General features: G+C 66.7%; 16 protein-coding genes. 10 read left to right on the top strand and 6 right to left on the bottom strand.

Annotation, left to right across the window (positions count from 1 at the left end; genetic code table 11):
- Positions 1 to 183 precede the first annotated feature (183 nt).
- From F3087_RS16850 to F3087_RS16835, 4 genes are all read left to right on the top strand, one after another.
- The gene (locus tag F3087_RS16850) at positions 184 to 1,482 is read left to right on the top strand and encodes an MFS transporter (protein WP_150402939.1); all 1,299 of its coding nucleotides are present in this window, start codon (positions 184 to 186) and stop codon (positions 1,480 to 1,482) included.
- Positions 1,479 to 2,756 (top strand): ArgE/DapE family deacylase, encoded by a 1,278-nt coding sequence (locus F3087_RS16845; RefSeq protein ID WP_150402938.1) that lies wholly within the window; start codon positions 1,479 to 1,481, stop codon positions 2,754 to 2,756. The genes F3087_RS16850 and F3087_RS16845 overlap by 4 nt, the downstream gene beginning before the upstream one ends.
- A gap of 10 nt (positions 2,757 to 2,766) precedes the next feature.
- The gene (locus F3087_RS16840; RefSeq protein WP_317983925.1) at positions 2,767 to 3,453 is read left to right on the top strand and encodes a MauE/DoxX family redox-associated membrane protein; all 687 of its coding nucleotides are present in this window, start codon (positions 2,767 to 2,769) and stop codon (positions 3,451 to 3,453) included.
- Between the two features lie 327 nt (positions 3,454 to 3,780).
- On the top strand, positions 3,781 to 5,085 hold the full coding sequence (locus F3087_RS16835; RefSeq protein ID WP_150402936.1) for an SAM-dependent methyltransferase: 1,305 nt from the start codon (positions 3,781 to 3,783) through the stop codon (positions 5,083 to 5,085).
- An 18-nt stretch (positions 5,086 to 5,103) separates the two neighbouring features.
- Here the strand turns inward: F3087_RS16835 and F3087_RS16830 are convergent, their stop codons facing one another.
- Positions 5,104 to 6,102, bottom strand: coding sequence for an AurF N-oxygenase family protein (locus F3087_RS16830; protein ID WP_150402935.1), 999 nt, complete (start codon positions 6,100 to 6,102; stop codon positions 5,104 to 5,106).
- A gap of 140 nt (positions 6,103 to 6,242) precedes the next feature.
- Here F3087_RS16830 and F3087_RS16825 point away from each other — a divergent pair, with 140 nt between their 5' ends.
- On the top strand, positions 6,243 to 6,962 hold the full coding sequence (locus tag F3087_RS16825) for a DsbA family oxidoreductase (protein WP_223885135.1): 720 nt from the start codon (positions 6,243 to 6,245) through the stop codon (positions 6,960 to 6,962).
- A gap of 65 nt (positions 6,963 to 7,027) precedes the next feature.
- Here the strand turns inward: F3087_RS16825 and F3087_RS16820 are convergent, their stop codons facing one another.
- Positions 7,028 to 8,188 carry a lipase family protein gene (locus F3087_RS16820; protein ID WP_223885139.1) on the bottom strand — a complete coding sequence of 387 codons (1,161 nt, stop codon included), beginning with the start codon at positions 8,186 to 8,188 and terminating at the stop codon, positions 7,028 to 7,030.
- A gap of 724 nt (positions 8,189 to 8,912) precedes the next feature.
- Here F3087_RS16820 and F3087_RS16815 point away from each other — a divergent pair.
- On the top strand, positions 8,913 to 9,425 hold the full coding sequence (locus tag F3087_RS16815; RefSeq protein WP_150402933.1) for a mycothiol transferase: 513 nt from the start codon (positions 8,913 to 8,915) through the stop codon (positions 9,423 to 9,425).
- Between the two features lie 40 nt (positions 9,426 to 9,465).
- Here F3087_RS16815 and F3087_RS16810 read toward each other — a convergent pair whose 3' ends face one another.
- Positions 9,466 to 10,041, bottom strand: a complete 576-nt coding sequence (locus tag F3087_RS16810; protein WP_150402932.1) for a TetR/AcrR family transcriptional regulator — start codon at positions 10,039 to 10,041, stop codon at positions 9,466 to 9,468.
- A gap of 112 nt (positions 10,042 to 10,153) precedes the next feature.
- On the opposite strand from F3087_RS16810, the gene F3087_RS16805 reads away from it, so the two are divergent.
- The 3 genes from F3087_RS16805 (at position 10,154) to F3087_RS16795 (ending at position 13,604) form a co-directional block, all read left to right on the top strand.
- A complete protein-coding gene (locus F3087_RS16805) occupies positions 10,154 to 11,209 on the top strand; it encodes an amidohydrolase family protein (RefSeq protein WP_150402931.1) in 1,056 nt (351 codons plus the stop codon).
- 26 nt (positions 11,210 to 11,235) lie between these two features.
- Positions 11,236 to 12,393 carry a GDSL-type esterase/lipase family protein gene (locus F3087_RS16800; RefSeq protein ID WP_150402930.1) on the top strand — a complete coding sequence of 386 codons (1,158 nt, stop codon included), beginning with the start codon at positions 11,236 to 11,238 and terminating at the stop codon, positions 12,391 to 12,393.
- Positions 12,394 to 12,644: 251 nt separating this feature from the next.
- Positions 12,645 to 13,604, top strand: coding sequence for a lipase family alpha/beta hydrolase (locus F3087_RS16795; RefSeq protein WP_150402929.1), 960 nt, complete (start codon positions 12,645 to 12,647; stop codon positions 13,602 to 13,604).
- 100 nt (positions 13,605 to 13,704) lie between these two features.
- Here the strand turns inward: F3087_RS16795 and F3087_RS16790 are convergent, their stop codons facing one another.
- Both F3087_RS16790 and F3087_RS16785 read right to left on the bottom strand, forming a co-directional pair.
- Positions 13,705 to 14,658, bottom strand: coding sequence for a CAP domain-containing protein (locus tag F3087_RS16790; protein WP_223885134.1), 954 nt, complete (start codon positions 14,656 to 14,658; stop codon positions 13,705 to 13,707).
- Positions 14,659 to 14,704: 46 nt separating this feature from the next.
- Positions 14,705 to 15,493, bottom strand: coding sequence for a hypothetical protein (locus tag F3087_RS16785; RefSeq protein WP_150402928.1), 789 nt, complete (start codon positions 15,491 to 15,493; stop codon positions 14,705 to 14,707).
- An 855-nt stretch (positions 15,494 to 16,348) separates the two neighbouring features.
- Here F3087_RS16785 and F3087_RS16780 point away from each other — a divergent pair.
- The gene (locus F3087_RS16780; protein ID WP_150402927.1) at positions 16,349 to 17,329 is read left to right on the top strand and encodes a LysR family transcriptional regulator; all 981 of its coding nucleotides are present in this window, start codon (positions 16,349 to 16,351) and stop codon (positions 17,327 to 17,329) included.
- A gap of 67 nt (positions 17,330 to 17,396) precedes the next feature.
- On the opposite strand, the gene F3087_RS16775 is transcribed toward F3087_RS16780, so the two are convergent.
- The gene (locus tag F3087_RS16775; RefSeq protein ID WP_223885138.1) at positions 17,397 to 17,645 is read right to left on the bottom strand and encodes an ester cyclase; all 249 of its coding nucleotides are present in this window, start codon (positions 17,643 to 17,645) and stop codon (positions 17,397 to 17,399) included.
- Positions 17,646 to 17,749: the final 104 nt, after the last annotated feature.

Raw genomic sequence — 17,749 nt, 5'->3', positions numbered from 1 at the left:
CTTCCAACTCCTCGTTGTCACTGTTCAGAGCCTATGAACGAGGAGGCAGTGCAGTCACCATGATTCGGCTCAGGCCGAAACACCGAGCACTCGACGGAGCCGAAAATCGTTTGTGGCTGTCTCGACGATCGGTGATGATCGCCAGGGCGGGGTTCGACCAAATCATCGGGTGGGGACGCAATCATGAGTCAGCCGGTCAGCGACCAGAGTTCCCCCGGCTATCTGGATCTGTTGCGGCCGAGAGGTATCCCGTTGTTGTTCGCGGGTGCGTTCGTCGGCCGGATGTCGGTGGGGATGATCCCGGTCGCGGTGGTTCTGTTCATCCAGCAGGTCACGGGTTCGTTCTCGGTCGCGGGTCTGACGATGGCGGGGTACGCGGTCGGCACGGTGGTGGCGGGGCCGGCGCGCTCCTGGATCTCGGTGCGGCTCGGGCACAGTGCGGCCTTGCTGGTGCTGTCGTCGATCAGCGGATCCGCGTTGGTAGCGCTGGTACCGGCCGCGCACGGCGACTCGTCCTGGATACTGGCTGCCCTGGTGACGGTGTCGGGTTGCAGCGCACCACCGTTCGGCGCGCTGATGCGGGTGGGCTGGTCACGAAAGCTGCCGCCGCACTGGGTATCTCGGGCGTTCGGCGTGGACTCGGTAGTGGAGGAATCGACCCTGGTCCTCGGTCCCCTGGTGGCGACCGGCGCGGTGGCGCTGGCCGGGCCCGATGTCGCCGTGCTGGTCGCCGGATCGGTGTGTGTCCTCGGCGGATTGCTGATGGCCTCGGCGGCCGAGAGGGGACGCCTGGAATCCACCGGCGCCGAAACCGGCGGCGGCACACTCTCGATGGTGGCCAGGCGAATTCGGTGGCTGCTCGTGGTGTTCGCGGGGATCGGGTTCACGATCGGCGCCACGGAAGTGGCGGTTCCGGCCCTCGCCATAGAAACCGGTCGCGCCTCGCTCGCGGGTGGACTGCTCGCCACGCTGGCCTTGGGCAGCGCGATTGCCGCACTGCTCTACGGTCGCCGGAACTGGCGCACGAGCGCCGCCGCGCGGCTGATCGGTCTCGCGCTGCTGTTCGGGTTCGGCGCCGCGCTCCTGGCCACCGTGCCCGGACTCGGTCTCGCGGTTCCGCTGCTGGTCCTGGTCGGTGTGGCAATGGGCCCCGCGGTCATGACGGTTTATCTCCTGGCCGACGCGTTGACCGAAGGAGCCGCCGCCAAAACGCACAGTGCCATTCTGGTCAACGTGGCCTGCAACGGCGGGTCCGGGCTCGGTGCGGCCGTGGCCGGGATGGTCATCGCCGATCTCGGTGTCGGCCAGGCCTTCCTCCTGTCCGGTATCGCCACCGTGATCGCAACCGGGTTGGGGTTCGCGCTTTTTGCTCGCGACCGGAAACCCCATGCGACGAACCGAACAATCCGCGCGGCTCGGCGCGAGGTCTGGGCGGTGAACCGGCCCGTAATCGGCGAGGGTCGGCGACACTCGAATTCGTGACGATCGATGATTCCGACCGGGTTCGGGCGTGGCTCGAACCGCGCGCCGACGAGATGGCGAGCCTGCTGGGCACGCTCGTGGCGCACGAGACGGAGAATCCACCCGGTCGCGGCCTGCGCGAGTGTGCCAGGGCGCTGACCGACGCGCTGGCCGGGCTCGGGCTCGACGGCGAGCTCATCGGGGTGCCCGCGATGGACGCGCAGGAGGATCCGTGCATCGTCCGCGCGACGGTCGGCGACGGCGCGAAAACCCTGTATTTCCATGGGCATTTCGATGTCGTGCCGGTGCAGGATCGCGCGCAGTTCACCGCCCGGCGGCAGGACGGCAAGATCATCGGCCGCGGTACCGCCGACATGAAGGGCGGCATCGTCAGCATGCTCTACGGTGCGGCCGCCGCGCGCGAGCTCGGGTTGCTCGGGGACGGCAAGATCGTCGTCCATCTGGTGTGCGACGAGGAGACCGGCAGCGTCGCGGGGTCGGGATTCCTGCGGCGGCACAGCATGATCGACCCCGCCGCGGTCGCCATGGTCACCGCGGAGCCGAGCGCGGGCAAGATCTGGCATGCCGCGCGCGGGGCGGTCAGCCTGCGGGTCACCGTGCACGGGCGGGAGGCGCATGTCGGGCAGGCGAACTTCGGCATCAACTCGTTCCAGCACATGGTGCGGATCGCGGCGCCGCTGGAAAAGTACGTCCGCACGATGCTGGACCGGCACACGGCGTTCGCGATGGACGGCGACGACGGGCACGGATCGATGGTCGTAGTCGGCGGGCTGTCCGGCGGCGGGTCCAACTTCAACGTGGTCCCCGGCACCACCTGGTTCACCATCGACAGCCGGTTCAATCCCGAGGAGGACCTCGAGGTCGAGCTGAAGAACCTGACCACGATCATCGAGACCGCCGCCGACGGCATCGGCGCCGAGGTGACCGTCGAGCTGACCCAGTTCCAGCCGTCCGCGAGCACCGAGCCACGCCACCCGGCGGGACAGGCTCTGGCGCAATGCATCTCGCGGGTCACGGGTGCGGAACCAGCCTTCGAGATGTGCGCGGGCATCCTCGACACCCGTTGGTACGCCCAGCTCGATATCCCCGCGTTCGCCTACGGACCCGGTCGGCTCGACGTCTCGCACGGGCCGAACGAGTACGTCGATGAACAGGAGATGCGTTCGGTCGCAGCCGTTTACGCCTTGTCTGCCCTTGAGTTGTTGCGGTCACGTCGATCGGCGGACTCTCGGTCAGACCTCGATTCCGCCGAAAAGCCGATAGCCGAGGCGTAACTGTGCGATAGTGGTACTCGATTCAACAACCGAGCGACCAGTGATTGTCTGCTCGTTTACCCTACCGTGCAATAGCTTTCGGCTTTCCCTGTGCGTTTTCCTCCGAGTGGCGGGAGACCCTGTGTGGATCGGTGTCGAACTTCTCGTACGCACGATCGTCGGCGGTTTGTTCATCGCCGCCGGTTTCGCCAAACTATCCGCGACCGCGCAATGGCGGCAAGAGTGGGTGGCATCCTATGAGCTGATCCCCGGGCCGCTGGTTCGGCCGGTCGCGGCGGCGGTGCCGCTCGTCGAAATGGTCACCGGAATCTGGCTACTACTAGGCGCTTTCGGTCCTACGAGCGTATGGGTGGCGGTCGTGGTCCTGGTGGCCGTGACCGTGGCGGTGATCAGTGCGCTGATGCGCCGCCTAGGTGTGCCCTGCGGATGTTTCGGGACGCTCGGCGAGCTCATCTCGTGGCGCATTGTCGTCCGCAACCTGGTGTTCATCGCGGCGCTCATCGGTCTGGCGCTACACGGCCTCACCGCAACCATCACGATATTGGTTGCGCCGGTGCAAGTCTCGGTCATGGCAATGCTGGTTGTGACCGTCGCCATGGTGGCCCGGCGACAGTCTCGTCCCGCTCAGTACACGGAACTTGTTCCGGCAGCGATCATTCCATTCGACCGGCGCCGAGTAGAAAGGCCGCCGCTATAACTGCTACTCGACGGCCCTTCCTCCGACGCATCAGGCCGGGGCCGTCGGTGGCACCGGCGTCACCGCACTCACCACAGTTTCCCCAGTTCGCGCAGGGCGCCGCACAGAGCAGCACCGACAGCTCACCGTGCGCCGAGCGATGCAAATGCATGGAACTCGGTGGCGGCACCCTCGCCTGCCGGTGCACCGACGAGGCAACCCAGTGGCACTCCGCACCGGGCATTTGCCGCTGAGCGTCTGCCCCGCCGCCCGCTGACCCCCGCAACGACACATAATTGCCGCCAGTCGTTGCCCGGGTCGGCGGGCGGCGCGGGCCATAGTGGAGTGATGGGCAACAAGAGGACGGTCGCGGCGGTCTTCGAACCGCTGGCGCGGGCCGCACTCGGGGCGCATCCGGCGGTGCGGTTCGAGTTCTGGGACGGCAGCTCCATCGAACCCGAGGGCACGAGTGCGGGCACCATCCGCATCCGGTCCAAGGACGCACTGCGCCATATGGTTTGGGCGCCGGGCGAACTCGGGATCGGACGCGCCTTCGTGTCCGGCGCGGTGGACCTGGACGGCGACATCTTCAGCATCCTTCGATCGCTGGCCACGACGGCGCCCAGCGACGCCAAGCTCGGCCTGGACGCGGCCCGCAAAGCCATCCTCGCGGCCAGGGAACTCGGCGCACTCGGGCAGCGGCCGGCGCCACCGCCGGAGGAGGCGCGGCCACAGCGCGGACCGCTGCACACCAAACGGCGGGACGCGGCGGCGATCAGTCACCACTACGACGTCGGGAACGACTTCTATCGGCTGGTGCTCGGGTCGAGCATGACGTACTCCTGCGCGCGCTTCGTCGCCGAGGCGGACGACGGACACGTCGGCGCGAACGCGACCGTGTCCCTGGCAGACGCGCAACGGGCCAAGCACGATCTGATCTGCCGCAAGCTCGACCTGCGACCCGGGATGCGCCTGCTCGACGTCGGGTGCGGCTGGGGATCGATGGCCATCCACGCGGCCGCGACGTACGGCGTGCAGGTGGTCGGCGTGACGATCAGCACCGCGCAGATCGAGCTGGCGCGCGAGCGGGTCGCCGAGGCGGGGCTGTCCGCGAACGTCGAGATCAGGCTGTCCGACTATCGCGACCTGCGCGGCGAACAGTTCGACGCCATCTCCTCGATCGGCATGTTCGAGCATGTCGGCACCAAGCGGGCCGCGGCGTACTTCGAGACCCTGCGCGCGCTGCTGCGCCCCGAAGGCCGACTACTCAACCACGCGATCTCGTCGGCGGGCGGGTCCGTGATGGGCGCTCGCTCGTTCGTCGGCCGTTACGTCTTCCCGGACGGCGAGCTGGTCGACGTCGGGGAGGTCGCGCTGGCGATGCAGCGGGCCGGCTTCGAGGTACGCGATGTCGAAGCACTGCGCGAGCACTACGCGCTGACCTTGCGCGCGTGGGTCGCGAATCTCGAAAATGCCTGGGACAAAGCGGTTTCGCTGACCAGCGAGGGGCGAGCCCGGGTCTGGCGACTCTATATGGCCGCTTCGGCCTTGGGCTTCGAGGACGGTGGGCTCGGACTGCATCAGGTACTCGGCGTGGTGCCGGATCCGCAGGGGCACACCGGAATGCCGGGAACCCGGCGCGCATGGCAATGAGCGCCGGGTCGCGCGAATTCAGGAGCGGCTGCGCACCGGTTCGCCGCGGTACCTGGAGTTCCCGCCGTTGATCCGCAGCAGCCGCCAGGTCAGCTTCGCCGCCGGGTTCATCAGCCCGATATCGGAGGCGAGCATGCGCGCCTCGCCGAAGAAGTCGCGGCGGCGCGCACGCGCTTCGGCGCTGCGCCAGAACAACTCCCGGCGAATCCCCATCGGGATGTCGAACTCGCGGAACAGCGAGCGCGGCGGCTTCACGATCAGGTCGCAGGCGATGAACATGATGATCGGGTAGGCCAGCGACAGCGTGCTGCGCTGCACGAACCCCAGCTTCGGCACCCGCTGGCGCAGGTACTCGTGCGCGAAGGCGATGTGGCGCGCCTCCTCGGCGATGTGGATCCGCATCACGTCGCGCATGATCGGGTGCACGTTCTCCCCCGCGCGCAACACCGACTTCTGCACGTGATCGATCGGCTCCTCGCCGGCCAGGACGGCGACGAAGAACGTGGTCGGGAAGAACCGGCCGAGCAGCGGCACCAGCGGGCCGACCGCCTTCATGAACCGGCTCATGCCGGGCACGTCCAGGCCGATCCGGTTCACCATCTCCTGGAACATCAGGGTGTGGTTGACCTCTTCGGCGACCTCGTGATTGAGGTAGCGGAATTCACCGGAGCCGTTCGGCACGACGGCGAACAGATAGTTCATCACGCCGCCGATCAGCACCTCTTCGAACTGCAGGCCGACCTTCGCGACGTTGGCCTGCCGCCACATGCCGATCTCGATCTTGCGCGCTTCGGACTGCGCGAGATACCAGGGATGCGCGCCCAGCGGATCGCTGTCCGCGGGCAGGATCCAGCGCGGATCGTTCGGTACCACCGCCCACTCCGGCGCGTCCCAGTCGATCTCGGTGTACGGGTCGAAGTGCTTGTTCACCGACCCTTCGGAGAGCGTCGTCAGGATTCCCGCGTACGCGCTCTGCGCCGCGGTCCGAGACGGCGCCGTTGCCGACTTTGTAGCCATGACGTCTACCTCATATCCAGTCGAGGTTAATGTGACACATGTTTACAGTAACAGCCTGTCTCACTCAGATCTAGACCTCGGCGCGGAACAGAATCGATAGCTCGGGTGTTGCCTGATCGGGGGTCGAGACGAGACTGAGGATGAACGTGCGGGTCGAGATTTGGACCGATATCAACTGTCCGTTCTGCTACCTGGGTAAGGAGCGGTTCGGGCAGGCGCTGGCGGAATTCGCGCACGGCGACGACGTCGAGGTGGTGCATCGGTCCTTCGAGCTGGATCCGAGCCTGGCCGCCGACGAGTCGGGGCCGGTGATCACGAAGATCGCGCAGAAGTACGGGATCAGCGAGGCGCAGGCCGCGGCGAACGAGCGCGGCATCGGGGCGCAGGCGGCCGAGCTCGGTCTGCCGTATGTCACCGAGGGGCGCGACTACGGCAGTTCCTTCGACATGCATCGGCTGCTGCACTTCGCGTTGGCGCAGGGCAAGCAGGAAGAGCTGCTCGACGCGCTCAATCGAGGGAACTTCGCCGAGGAGGAGTCGCTGTTCGGCGATCACGAGCGCCTGGTCCGGCTCGCGGTCGACGCGGGGCTCGACGAGTCGAAGGTGCGCGGGGTGCTCGAGGATCCGAACGCCTATGCCGACGCCGTGCGCGCCGATGAGCGGGAAGCGGCGCAGCTCGGCGCGACCGGCGTGCCGTTCTTCGTGATCGACCGCAAGTACGGCGTGTCCGGCGCGCAGCCGGTCGCGGTGTTCGCCCAGGCGCTCGATCAGGCGTGGGGCGAGCGACAGCCGGTTATCCAGACCGTCGGCGGCGCGGACGCGTGCGGCCCGGACGGATGCGAGCTGCCGGCGCGCGATTGACCTGCCGGACAAGCGAATCGGCCCCTGATCGTTAGCTACCGATCAGGGGCCGACTCATCGTCGGACTAGGCGCAGTTACTCGGGGCAGGCTTGCCGCTGTATCGACCGTCGAGCCAGTTCAGCATCGAGGGGAAGCCGATGACCGCGGTGGTCAAGTGGTCCGGCGAGGGGAAGAGTTCGGACTCCACCCGCACGCCCGCCCGGCAATAACGGCCGACCGTGTTCGCGATCGCGTCCAGCGGGATCAGATTGTCCTGCGGGGAATGCCATTCGAAGATCGGCGCATCGGGCACGCCGGCGTACAGCTCGACGCTGTTCTCGTCCGCCACCGCCCACGCCTTCGGATCATGGGCCATCACATTGTCTTTCGCGTAATCGTCGAAGGTATGCCCGACGCCGCGCGCGATGAGGTCATTGGTGCAGCTGTTGGCGATGTCCCTGGCCGCGGCGAGCCCGCGCTGGCTCAGGGCGTCGGTGATCGGCAGCCGGTCCGGGTATTCCCGCTCCAAGCCGAGCACGGCGGCGAAGGCCAGGCCGAACGCCGGGTGCTGGTTGTGCCCGATGCCCCAGCCCATGGTCTGCAGGTTCATCGGGACACCGCCCTCGGCGGCGCCGACGATGTTCAGCTCCGGCGCGTACTTCGGCGCGAGCGCCGCGGCCCAGGCGGTCGCCATGCCGCCGCCGGAGTAACCGGCCAACGCCACCGGGCTCTTCCCGAGGGCGAGCTGCGCGAGTCGCTGCGCGGCGCGGACACCGTCGAGGGTGATCTGGCCGCCCAATTTCGCGGCACCGTAAGCACTGGTCGGGCCGAGGTGATCGGGCAGCGCGACGGACCAGCCACGCAGCAGCGCGATATTCAGCGCCGGCGCGAACGGGACGATGAAGTTCGTGTCGTTGGCGTAGAGCCCGTGCGAGATCGCGCACTGGGTGCCGAGCCCGTTGATGATGTGCTGGAACGACAGCAGCGGCGCGTCGGCGCGGTGGCCGTTCGGGGTCAGCACCGTGGTGGTCGCCGCGATCGGCTCGCCCTGGGAGTTGGTCGAGCGGAACTTGATCAGGGTGACCGAGGCGTTGGGGAAGTAGAACAGCGGCGGCATCGGTCGGCTGGCCAGCACGTCACCGTTGGCCTTGCTGCCGATGTCGGCCGGCGCGGCGTAGAACGGGTCCGGGTCCGGGTTCGGCCAGATCGGCTGGGCGTTTGCGGTGGCCGCGCCCGAGGTGACCATGACCGCGCTGATCGTCAGCGCGCCGAACGCCGCCAGGATCGGTCTCAGTTTCGTGCCACCGGTTGCCAACCGAAAAAGTCGTCTACCCACTGGGCTATACCTCCACTGCATCGCGAGAATTTCAGGTGATCCGGTGAACTGCATTTCACGTGCGCGAAACGACAATAGTCATCGGTACGCCACTTGTCGTGGGCGTGCCGGTGCGAAAGTGTCGCAGATTACATGCCGGGCTTAATGCGAATTAAAAGCTGTGCTTATAGTGCTGCGCCGGTAATGGCAACAGAGCCCATCCAGGCCGCCGCTTGCGGCAACAAGCCTGCTGGCCAGGATGTTTCAGCGCCTTCCGGCTCCGCGCCAGACCCGCACGCCGCAGCGATAATTTGATTCCGCCGACCCTCTTCAGGTCGACCTGAAATCGCTTGTTAGTTCTACTTCAAAGCATTTTCCGCTGAATACCGGTGTTTATCCGAACGTAGCGCACTCCCGAGTCGACTATCCCGTTGCCATCGTCCGGCCAGCGTAATGGCGAGGGTTCGAACGGTCTATCCGAGTACCGTCCGACACAAAGAATTCACGTGCCACTAACGAGTCGCTCCGGCGGAATTCACTGCGTGTGGGTCGCGGCGCGGCGACCGTCGCTGGGCGATAGCCGGCCCCACACCTCTGTGCGGCACGCCACACCAGGCGGGAATAATGAACGTCCACCCCAAGATTGGACTCGATCATGACCAGCGCTGACTTGTTGATCGATGCCTTCGGCCGCGTGCAGGAGAACGTGCACGGAGCCGTGTCCGGCCTCACCCGCGACGAACTGGCCGTCCAGCTGGACCCGGGCGCCAACTCCATCGCCTGGCTGATCTGGCACCTGACCCGGGTGCAAGACGACCACGTCGCCGACGTCGCGGACACCGACCAGGTGTGGACCGCGGCGGGCTGGGCCGAACGCTTCGGCCTGCCGTTCGACGACACCGCGACCGGCTACGGCGACAACCCCGACGAGGTCGCCCAACTTGGGGAAGTGCCGGCGGATCTACTCCTCGGTTACTACGACGCAGTGCACGAGCAGACGATCAAATACGTCTCCGGCCTCACCGACGCCGACCTCCCCCGCATCGTCGACACCCGCTGGAATCCCCCGGTCACCCTCGCCGTCCGGCTGATCAGCGTCGTCGACGACGACATCCAGCACTCCGGCCAGGCCGCCTTCATTCGCGGAGTCCTGTTGCGCCGCAGGTAAACCGAGGCACGAAAGCAAGGTCAGCCCGGTCTGGCAACGACTAGCGAGATGCCGGGGGCCAGTTCTTCAGGACGGCGTCGAGGGCGTCCAGGGCTCTGAGCCAGGAGTCTTCGACGTTGCGAGGGTGGGTGTCGTAGCGGCCGGTGTTCTCCAGGGTGACGTAGCCGTAGAAGGTGCCGTGCAGGAGGCGGATGGCGTCGGTCTGGTCGGGCTCGGCGAGGTCGTAGCCGCGCAGGATGGCTCGGGTCATGTCCGAGTGCCGCATGGCCGCGCTGGCGGCGGCGGTGGCCGGGTCGAGGTCGAGCTGGGCGGCGGCGTAGCGGCCGGGGTGCTGCCTGGCGTAGTCGCGGTAGGCGTTGGCGAAGGCGACCAGAGCGTCCTTGCCCGCGCGGCCGGCCAGCGCGTCGGCGACCTTGTCGGCGAGTTCGGCCAGGGCCAGGACCGCGATCTTCACCCGCAGGTCGCGGGCGTTTTCCAGGCGTGAGTAGAGGCTCGCGTCCTTGACTCCGATCCGGCGGGCCAGCGCCGAGACGGTCACGTTGTCGAAGCCGACCTCATCGGCCAGTTCCGCCGCCGCCTGGATCAGGCTCCCGTCGGTCATCCTCGCGCGCGCCATGCCGCCCTCCTCATTGCCTACATCGCTAACTTATTTGCCTAATACCTCTAGGTAGTTTAGCTTATTGACTTGTTAAAGTAGAGAGCAGTTACCATCGAGGGGAGACCTCATCATGAACGCCTCGGTTTCCCATGCCGCGCGCCCGACCGAGTTCGGCCGGATCTTTCCACCGGACGAGGCCTGGCTGGCCGGACAGCCGCCGGAGCAGATCCTGCTGCCCGAGCTGCCGATCATCGATCCGCACCACCACCTCTGGTACCACCCCGGATTCCGTTATCTCCTAGAGGAATTCGGTGCGGACACCGGCAGTGGGCACAACGTGATCGCGACCGTGCACGCCGAGGCCATGTCCGCCTATCGCACCGACGGGCCGACGGAGTTGCGGCCGGTCGGCGAGACGGAGTTCGTCGCGAACCTGGCGGAGGCAAGTGACGCGGCCGGTGGTCCGACCAAGGTGGCCGCCGGGATCATCGGACGGGCCGACTTCGGGCTCGGCGCCGAGATCGTCGACAACGTCATCGAGCATCACATCGCCGCCGGTCAGGGCCGCTTTCGCGGGCTGCGGTTCGGGGCGAGCTGGGACGCGAGCGCGGAGATCGAGCTCAGCCATCCGGACAGTCGTGCGCACATGCTGGCCGAGCCGGCCATCCGGGACTGCGTGCGCGCCGTCGCCGACCGCGACCTGAGCCTCGACCTGTGGATCCTGTCCCCGCAGCTCGCCGACGCCGCCGAGCTGGCCGACGCGATCCCCGAGTTGCGGCTGGTGCTCAACCACTGCGGTGCGCCGCTCGGCTTCGGGCCGTACGCCACCGACCGGGCCGAGCACTTCGCGACCTGGGCGCGAGGTATCCGTGAAGTGGCCGAGCGGCCGAACGTCGTCTGCAAGCTCGGTGGCCTCCTCGCCACCGCCGCCGCCTTCGACTATCGGACCGCACCGACCCCGCCGAGCTCGGAAGAGCTTGCCGCCCTGTGGCTGCCGTGGTTCGAGACCTGCATCGACGCGTTCGGACCGAAGCGATGCATGTTCGAGAGCAACTTCCCCGTCGACAAGATGGGCACCGGATACGCGACGCTGTGGAACACCTTCAAGCGGCTCGCCGCCGGCGCCTCGAAAACCGAACTGGCCTCGATGTTTTCGGACACTGCCCGCCGAACATATCGGCTTTGACTTTTGTGAACTTTAAGGAACACCCAATGACGAACTGGATCACCACCCCCATCGACCTGCCCATCCTGCGTGGCGCGCTCGAACTCGAGCACACCGCGAACGGCGTACTGCCGCACCGGCTTCCGGCATGGGCGCGGGCGCAGTATCCGGACGACTACCTGGCGATGGTCGAGGCCCAGCCCACCGGCGTGCGCGTGGCATTCCGTACCAGCGCGACCGCCATCGAGCTGGACGTGCTGCCCACGCGGACCGTGTACAAAGGCGCCCCGGCGCCCGCGGACGGCGTCTACGAACTGCGGGTCGACGGCCGGCCCGCCGGTCGGGGCAGCGTGCCCGGCGGCACCCGGCACATCATCGACATGGCCACCCAGTCGAAGATCACCGAGCAGGGCACGGCGGGCACCCTCCGATTCACCGACCTGTCGGCCGAACCGAAGGACGTCGAAATCTGGCTGCCGCACACGGAAATCACCGAGCTGGTCGCCCTGCGCACGAACGCGCCGGTCGAGGTGACCCCGGACCGCGGTCGCAAAACGTGGCTGCACCACGGCAGTTCGATCAGCCACGGCTCCAACGCCGAGGTCCCGACACAGACGTGGCCGACGCTGGCCTCCACGTTGGCCGGGGTCGAGCTGATCAACCTGAGCCTGCGCGGTAACAGCATGCTCGATCCGTTCGTCGCGCGCACCATGCGCGACACCCCGGCGGATCTGATCAGCGTCAAGCTCGGCATCAACGTGGTCAACGCGGACGCGATGCGGATGCGGGCGTTCGTCCCGGCGGTGCACGGGTTCCTCGACCTGATCCGGGACGGGCACCCCACCACACCGCTGCTGGTCGTGTCCCCGATCCTCTGCCCGATCCACGAGGACACCCCGGGCCCGGGCGCCCTCGAATTCGACGGCACGAGAGTGAGTTTCCGCGCCACGGGCGACCCGGCCGACCGTGCCATGGGGCGACTCACGCTCAACACGATCCGCGACGAACTCGCGCGAATCGTCAAGCAGCGCGCCGCCGACGACACCAACCTGCACTACCTCGACGGCCGCTCGCTCTACGGCGAAACGGATTTCGTGGAGCTGCCACTGCCCGACGAGCTCCACCCCGATCCCGCCGCCCAGCGGCGGATCGGGGAACGCTTCGCCGACTTGGCCTTCGGCGACGCGGGCCCGTTCACCGCGTGACCCACTCGACCCCGCTGCCGCCAGCGGCGGGGTCGAGGGCCACTCTGACTCAGCGCACGGTGGTTACGTCCGGACATAATCGACACCTCTGAGCATCCCAAATATGTTGCGGCACTTAAACGAATTAAGTTGCGGTGCTGTTTGTTGCGATGCGGTGACAAAGACAACAGGATGGCTACCGAGGTGTGTTGTCACGGTCACTTCTCGGACAGATAGTGGGTCTGGACTTGCCCGGAGAAAGGGGTCCGGTTATGCGCCACAAGCCCGTTGTCTGGATGACCGCCGCGGCGGTTCTCGCCGGAGTTCTGGCCTCGCCCAATGCTTCTGGCGAGCCGCCGGGGTCCCGCGCGCCGTACCCCGTCTCCTATCTGTTCAGCGATGCGGTGGACGCCGAGGCGGATCATCCCGGTGCGCCGCCGACCGGAACCAACGACTGGGCGTGCAAACCTACTGCGCTGCACCCGAATCCGATCGTGCTGGTGCACGGCGGGCCCGAGACCGTGCGACTGGACTGGGGCGCGCTCGCGCCGCTGCTGGCGAACAACGGGTACTGCGTGTACGCGCTGACCTACGGTTCGCTCCCCGGCATGCCCGCGCCGCTGGGCGCGCTCGGCGGGCTGCTGCCGATCGAGCAGAGCGCGCAGCAGTTGCGCGACTTCATCATCAAGGTGCGGGCGGCGACCGGGGCGCAGAATGTCGACATCGTCGCGCACTCGGAAGGCAGTCTGGTCACCGACTACTACGCCAAATTCCTTGGCGGCGCGAACAAAATCGATCGCTTCATCTCGATCGGCCCGGGTTGGCAGGGCACCAGCTCGCTCGGGTTCGGGGCGTTGTTCACCGCGCTGGCCGCCCGGTTGCGGCTCACGCCGGCCCTCGGCGCCGTCACGGATCCGGTCTGCGCCGCCTGCTTACAGATTCAGACCGGCTCGGAGTTCCTGCGCAAGCTGTCCGCCCCCGGCCCCACGGTTCCCGGCGTCACCTACACCAACATCGTCACCAGTCACGACGAGTTCGTGGTGCCGTACTCCAGCGGAATCGTGCAGGGTCAGAACATCACCAACCACATCGTGCAGGACTACTGCCCCGGCGATCTGACCGACCATCTGCTGCTGCCCTACGACAAGGTGGTGGCCCAGCTCGTGCTCAACGCGCTGGATCCGACCGGCGCCGAACACCCGACCTGCACGAGCACCCCGCCGAACAGCTGAACCCGCACGACGAAGTCCGCCGGCCGAAGGATTCGACCGGCGGACATAAAGGCGCCGCCGAACTCGTCGTTGAGTTCGGCGGCGCCGCTCGTGCGGAGTGCTACCAGCGACCCTTGCCCGCGAACTGTCCGAGGATCTCGTCGAAGCTCTTGCTCCACGCATCCCACGCCGCATCACCGCCATTGTTCGACGGTGCATCGGAGCCGTCACCCCAGGGATCCCAGGAGTCGCCCGTGTTCGCGGAATCGTCGGTACCCCACGAATCCCAGGGATTCCAGCCCGAATCCCAAGGATTGTCTCCATTGTCCGAATTGTCGCCAGAACCGTCACCCCACGGATCCCACGGTGAATTGTCACCATTGTCCGAAGAATCGTCGCCGCCCGGGTTCCACGGATTCCATGGATCCCAAGGCGAACCGCCGCCGGGCTTGCCGGGCTTGCCGGGCTTGTTGTCCCCACCCGGCTTTTCGCCGCCGGGCTTTTCACCGCCGGGCTTCTCGCCACCCGGCTTTTCACCCCCGGGCTTACCGCCGGGCTCCGCGGGCTTCTCGTCGTTCTGCCGATTGGACGTGCCGAAGTCCTGCGTCCAGTAGGGCGTGCCGTTCCCGCCCTTCGCGTAGCCGACGCCGATGTCCTTCAACCCGCAGTTCAGGATGTTCGCGCGGTGGCCGGAGCTGTTCATCCATGCCTTGACCACCTCTTCCGCGCTGCGTTGACCGGCGGCGATATTCTCCGCCCAGGTCTGGGCCCGATACCCGGCGGCGCTGATCCGGTCGCCCGGATCGCCCTTCGACGAGTTGTGATCCATGAAGCCGCCGGCGGCCATATCTTCCGAATGGCCTTGCGCGGCTTGGGTAAGGTGGCTTTCCGCTTTCAGCGGCGAACAGCCGGCTTTGGCACGCTCGGCGTTGGTGAGGCTGACCACCGTGTCGGCCGGAGATTGGGATTGGGGAGCGGCCAGGGCCGCCGGGGCCCCGGTGACGGCGGACAGGGCAATAGCCGAGACGCCGATAGCAGTGGAAAAAGACAGCATTGTAGCGGGAGAGAAACGCACTATTTCCTTCGAGAGTTGTCGAGCTTATAGAAAAACCACAAGCGGTTCAGCCGACCGTGGTCGGACCGAGTGCCAGTGGTTGCCAATCCGCATCGGCGTCGGGGACGGCGTCGGCGGTGTCGGTGACGGCGAGGTCGTCGCTGTCGGTGGTGTCATCGAGGTAGGTGTCGGCCGCGGCGATGTCGTCGGTGGTGTCGTCGACATCGGCGGCGAGGTCGTCGGTTTCGTCGCTGCCGAGGTCGTCGCTGTCGTCCTCGGTGACCGCGGCGGCGGGTGCGGGCGCCGCGTGCCTGCCCTTCGGCGCCGCGCTCGGAGCCGGAGTCGGGCCCGGCTGGTTGTTACTGGTGATCAGCTGGATCAAGCCCTTCGCCAGCACCGGGCCGACCTGCTTGACCAGGTCGTCCAGCACCGCGCGCAGCGGTGCGGGCAATGCCGCGCTGCCGGCGGCGAGCGTGTCCACGATCGCGGCCAGCGGTGCCGTGTTCCCGCCCGGCTTGCCGGTGCCGCCCGGATTCGCCGTGCGCGGCTTGGCATTTCCGCCCGGTTGAACGGCCGGACGATCGGCGCGGTGCACGGGCAGCTCGGCCGGCGCGACCGTGAACGCCTCCGGCCGCGCCTGCTGCTGATAGGACACGGGCGCCACCGAGACCACCGCGCGCTTCGGCGGCGCGACCCACCCGCCGTCACCCGAAGCCGAGGTCGAGTTCGCGTCGTCGGCGATGGCCTGCGCCGCACCGCCGTTGGCCGAGACCGCCAGGCCGATCAGCGTCGCCGTCGAGAGCATCGCCAATCGCGCGGGGACGACGTTGTTTCGCGGCGCGCTGTGCTTCCCCATGAGTGCCTTCCTTCGAAATGATCGATCGCTGGCGAAGCCGACAGCCCCTCCGCTGGGTACGACCTGGTTCGAACTGCCGGTCGGGAGCCGTTTTCGACCGCCGCTCTGCGGTCAAGTACGCGGTCCTGCGGGCTGTCGGCTTCCATTTCGGAGCGTAGAACTCACCGGTGTGACGAACAAGCAGAACGGACATTCTTACAGCGAATCAAGATGCGATTAACTGATGTCCGTTTTACCCATCACGACCAGATCACATACACCACCCCGGCAGATCACCACCCGATCACGGCACGGACACGAACCAATCCGCCCGGTCCTTCCGGATGAAACAGGCCGAATGCCAATCAGGAGCCTCCTGCGTGGCATCTAGCACAAGTTGTTAGACCAGCTAAAGTCATGTGAGATTTTCCTTGAATCAGCACCTAGCCAAGGCCATTTGTGGTCAAAATGGGTGCGTGACGTGCATCCTGCGACCGCGAAGGAAGGTCATGCGCCCTCACTTCGCGAGCGACCGTTCTCCAAGGAGCATCCCCAGGTCGGGGCTTCACGGAGTTATTCAGTTGAAGGCACAAGGTGATCTGGGCAACAGGAAGGTTTAGCTTGGCGTAACGTTTGACGTAACAGTCGTCGCAGTAGATACTGCTTGCACACAAGTCGGCGTAACACCCCGAAGGCGGTCATTCAGACTCTCGCCACAATTCGCGGATGAACGCACAGTTAACGAAAGAATGTGATGTGTTTGCCGGTCCATGTCGACCGGCAGGTGCCATGACTCGGTGACGGAATGCTCACTTAATTTTCAGTGTGGACCGAAGGTGCTGCGGATGAGCCGACGGCTCGATACAAAGGTTGCCGATGTCTGATTACCCCTTGCTAACTTCAAATACGATCACGCTGCGACAGTTCGATTACTTTGTCAACGCGGTACAACTCGGCTCGCTGTCTGCGGCGGCCAGGCGGTTCGGAATAACACCGTCGGCGATGTCGCAGCAGATCGATGCGCTGGAGACCTCGCTCGGCCGGAAGGTGTTCGATCCGCGCTCGCGCCGGTCCAGACTCACCAAGTTCGGCCGGGAGTTCTTCGCCCAGGCCTCGGATGTGGTCGAGTCCGCCCGGCAGGCGATGGCCATGGGGCAGACGTTCGGCGACGGCGTGATGACCGTCGGCACCACGCCGACCATCGCGCAGAAGCTGCTGCCGCCGCTCATCTACCGGATGCGCCACGAACGCAATATCGACAGCATCGAGGTCCGGGCGTTCACCGACCTCCGCGAGCTCAACGCGACGCTGGAAGAGGGCGCGCTCGATCTCGCTGTCGGCCCGCTCGAGCAGTCCGGCTCGCGGGTCGTGCACTGCTTCGGCGAGGAGGAACTCGTCGTCGTCTGCCATCCCAGTCAGCGCAGCAGCTTCGACGGTTCGTGGAAGCAACTGGTCGAGGCGCCCTGGATCCGCTGCGGCTCGAATTCCGATCTCACCGATACGGTTTCGCGCGAGGCCGGCCGGGCCGGCGTGCATGTCCGATTCGCCGTCCGCGCCCCCGACGTGACCACCGCGCTGAGCCTGGTCGAACACGGTGTCGGCGTCGCGCTGGTGCCGAAGATGGCACTGCACGGATCGGCCCGGCTGCTGTCCATCATCCGGCTGTCCCGGCCGATTCGCCGGGAACTGACCGTGCACGCACGGGACAAGTCGATGCACGTGGAGAAATTCCTCGAGGTCATCACCGACTCCGAACTCGTCCGGAAGTTCGGCGCCGCGGGCCTACTGGACATCCGCCGCCCGGAACCCGAAGTCGCACACCGCACCCCGGTACCGGTCGGCCCACTGCCTTCGTAACCCACAGCGCAACAACAGCATTCGCCCCCCGGTGAGCGCCGCCCTCGAGCGGCGCTCACCGCGGCGACTACGCGGTCACCTGCATCTGCAGTTGCAGCCGCTCTTCGACGTGATAGATCTCGGCGATCCGCCCGTCGACCACGCGCACGATATCGGTGCCGGTCAACGAAACCGGACGCCCACTGGCCGGGACACCGAACACGTCGCCGGTATGTGTGGCCGTCATCCGCCAATGATTGACCACCCACCCATCGGGCAGCTCCGCTCGCGACGGCCCCAAACGCTTCACCGCCTTGCGCACCGCGCTACCGGGCATCAGCGCCGACCGCGTGACAATCGTTGTGCGCAAACAGGTCAGGCCCCGCCGAAGCGAGGCCTGACCAGTGCCGAAAGGTATTACTTGGGGGCGGGAGCGGGGGT

Origin of the sequence: Nocardia colli, from assembly GCF_008704205.1 — a bacterium.
Taxonomy (GTDB): Bacteria; Actinomycetota; Actinomycetes; order Mycobacteriales; family Mycobacteriaceae; genus Nocardia; species Nocardia colli.
This window is presented reverse-complemented; position numbering and strand designations above follow the sequence as displayed.

What these genes read in the sequence shown, in the direction of transcription:
- F3087_RS16850 (WP_150402939.1), top strand. Translation starts at nt 184, where the DNA reads ATGAGTCAGCCGGTCAGCGACCAGAGTTCCCCCGGCTATCTGGATCTG.
- F3087_RS16835 (WP_150402936.1), top strand. Translation starts at nt 3,781, where the DNA reads ATGGGCAACAAGAGGACGGTCGCGGCGGTCTTCGAACCGCTGGCGCGG.
- F3087_RS16830 (WP_150402935.1), bottom strand. Translation starts at nt 6,102, where the DNA reads ATGGCTACAAAGTCGGCAACGGCGCCGTCTCGGACCGCGGCGCAGAGC.
- F3087_RS16825 (WP_223885135.1), top strand. Translation starts at nt 6,243, where the DNA reads ATGAACGTGCGGGTCGAGATTTGGACCGATATCAACTGTCCGTTCTGC.
- F3087_RS16820 (WP_223885139.1), bottom strand. Translation starts at nt 8,188, where the DNA reads ATGGTCACCTCGGGCGCGGCCACCGCAAACGCCCAGCCGATCTGGCCG.
- F3087_RS16815 (WP_150402933.1), top strand. Translation starts at nt 8,913, where the DNA reads ATGACCAGCGCTGACTTGTTGATCGATGCCTTCGGCCGCGTGCAGGAG.
- F3087_RS16810 (WP_150402932.1), bottom strand. Translation starts at nt 10,041, where the DNA reads ATGGCGCGCGCGAGGATGACCGACGGGAGCCTGATCCAGGCGGCGGCG.
- F3087_RS16805 (WP_150402931.1), top strand. Translation starts at nt 10,154, where the DNA reads ATGAACGCCTCGGTTTCCCATGCCGCGCGCCCGACCGAGTTCGGCCGG.
- F3087_RS16800 (WP_150402930.1), top strand. Translation starts at nt 11,236, where the DNA reads ATGACGAACTGGATCACCACCCCCATCGACCTGCCCATCCTGCGTGGC.
- F3087_RS16795 (WP_150402929.1), top strand. Translation starts at nt 12,645, where the DNA reads ATGCGCCACAAGCCCGTTGTCTGGATGACCGCCGCGGCGGTTCTCGCC.
- F3087_RS16785 (WP_150402928.1), bottom strand. Translation starts at nt 15,493, where the DNA reads ATGGGGAAGCACAGCGCGCCGCGAAACAACGTCGTCCCCGCGCGATTG.
- F3087_RS16780 (WP_150402927.1), top strand. Translation starts at nt 16,349, where the DNA reads ATGTCTGATTACCCCTTGCTAACTTCAAATACGATCACGCTGCGACAG.
- F3087_RS16775 (WP_223885138.1), bottom strand. Translation starts at nt 17,645, where the DNA reads ATGCCCGGTAGCGCGGTGCGCAAGGCGGTGAAGCGTTTGGGGCCGTCG.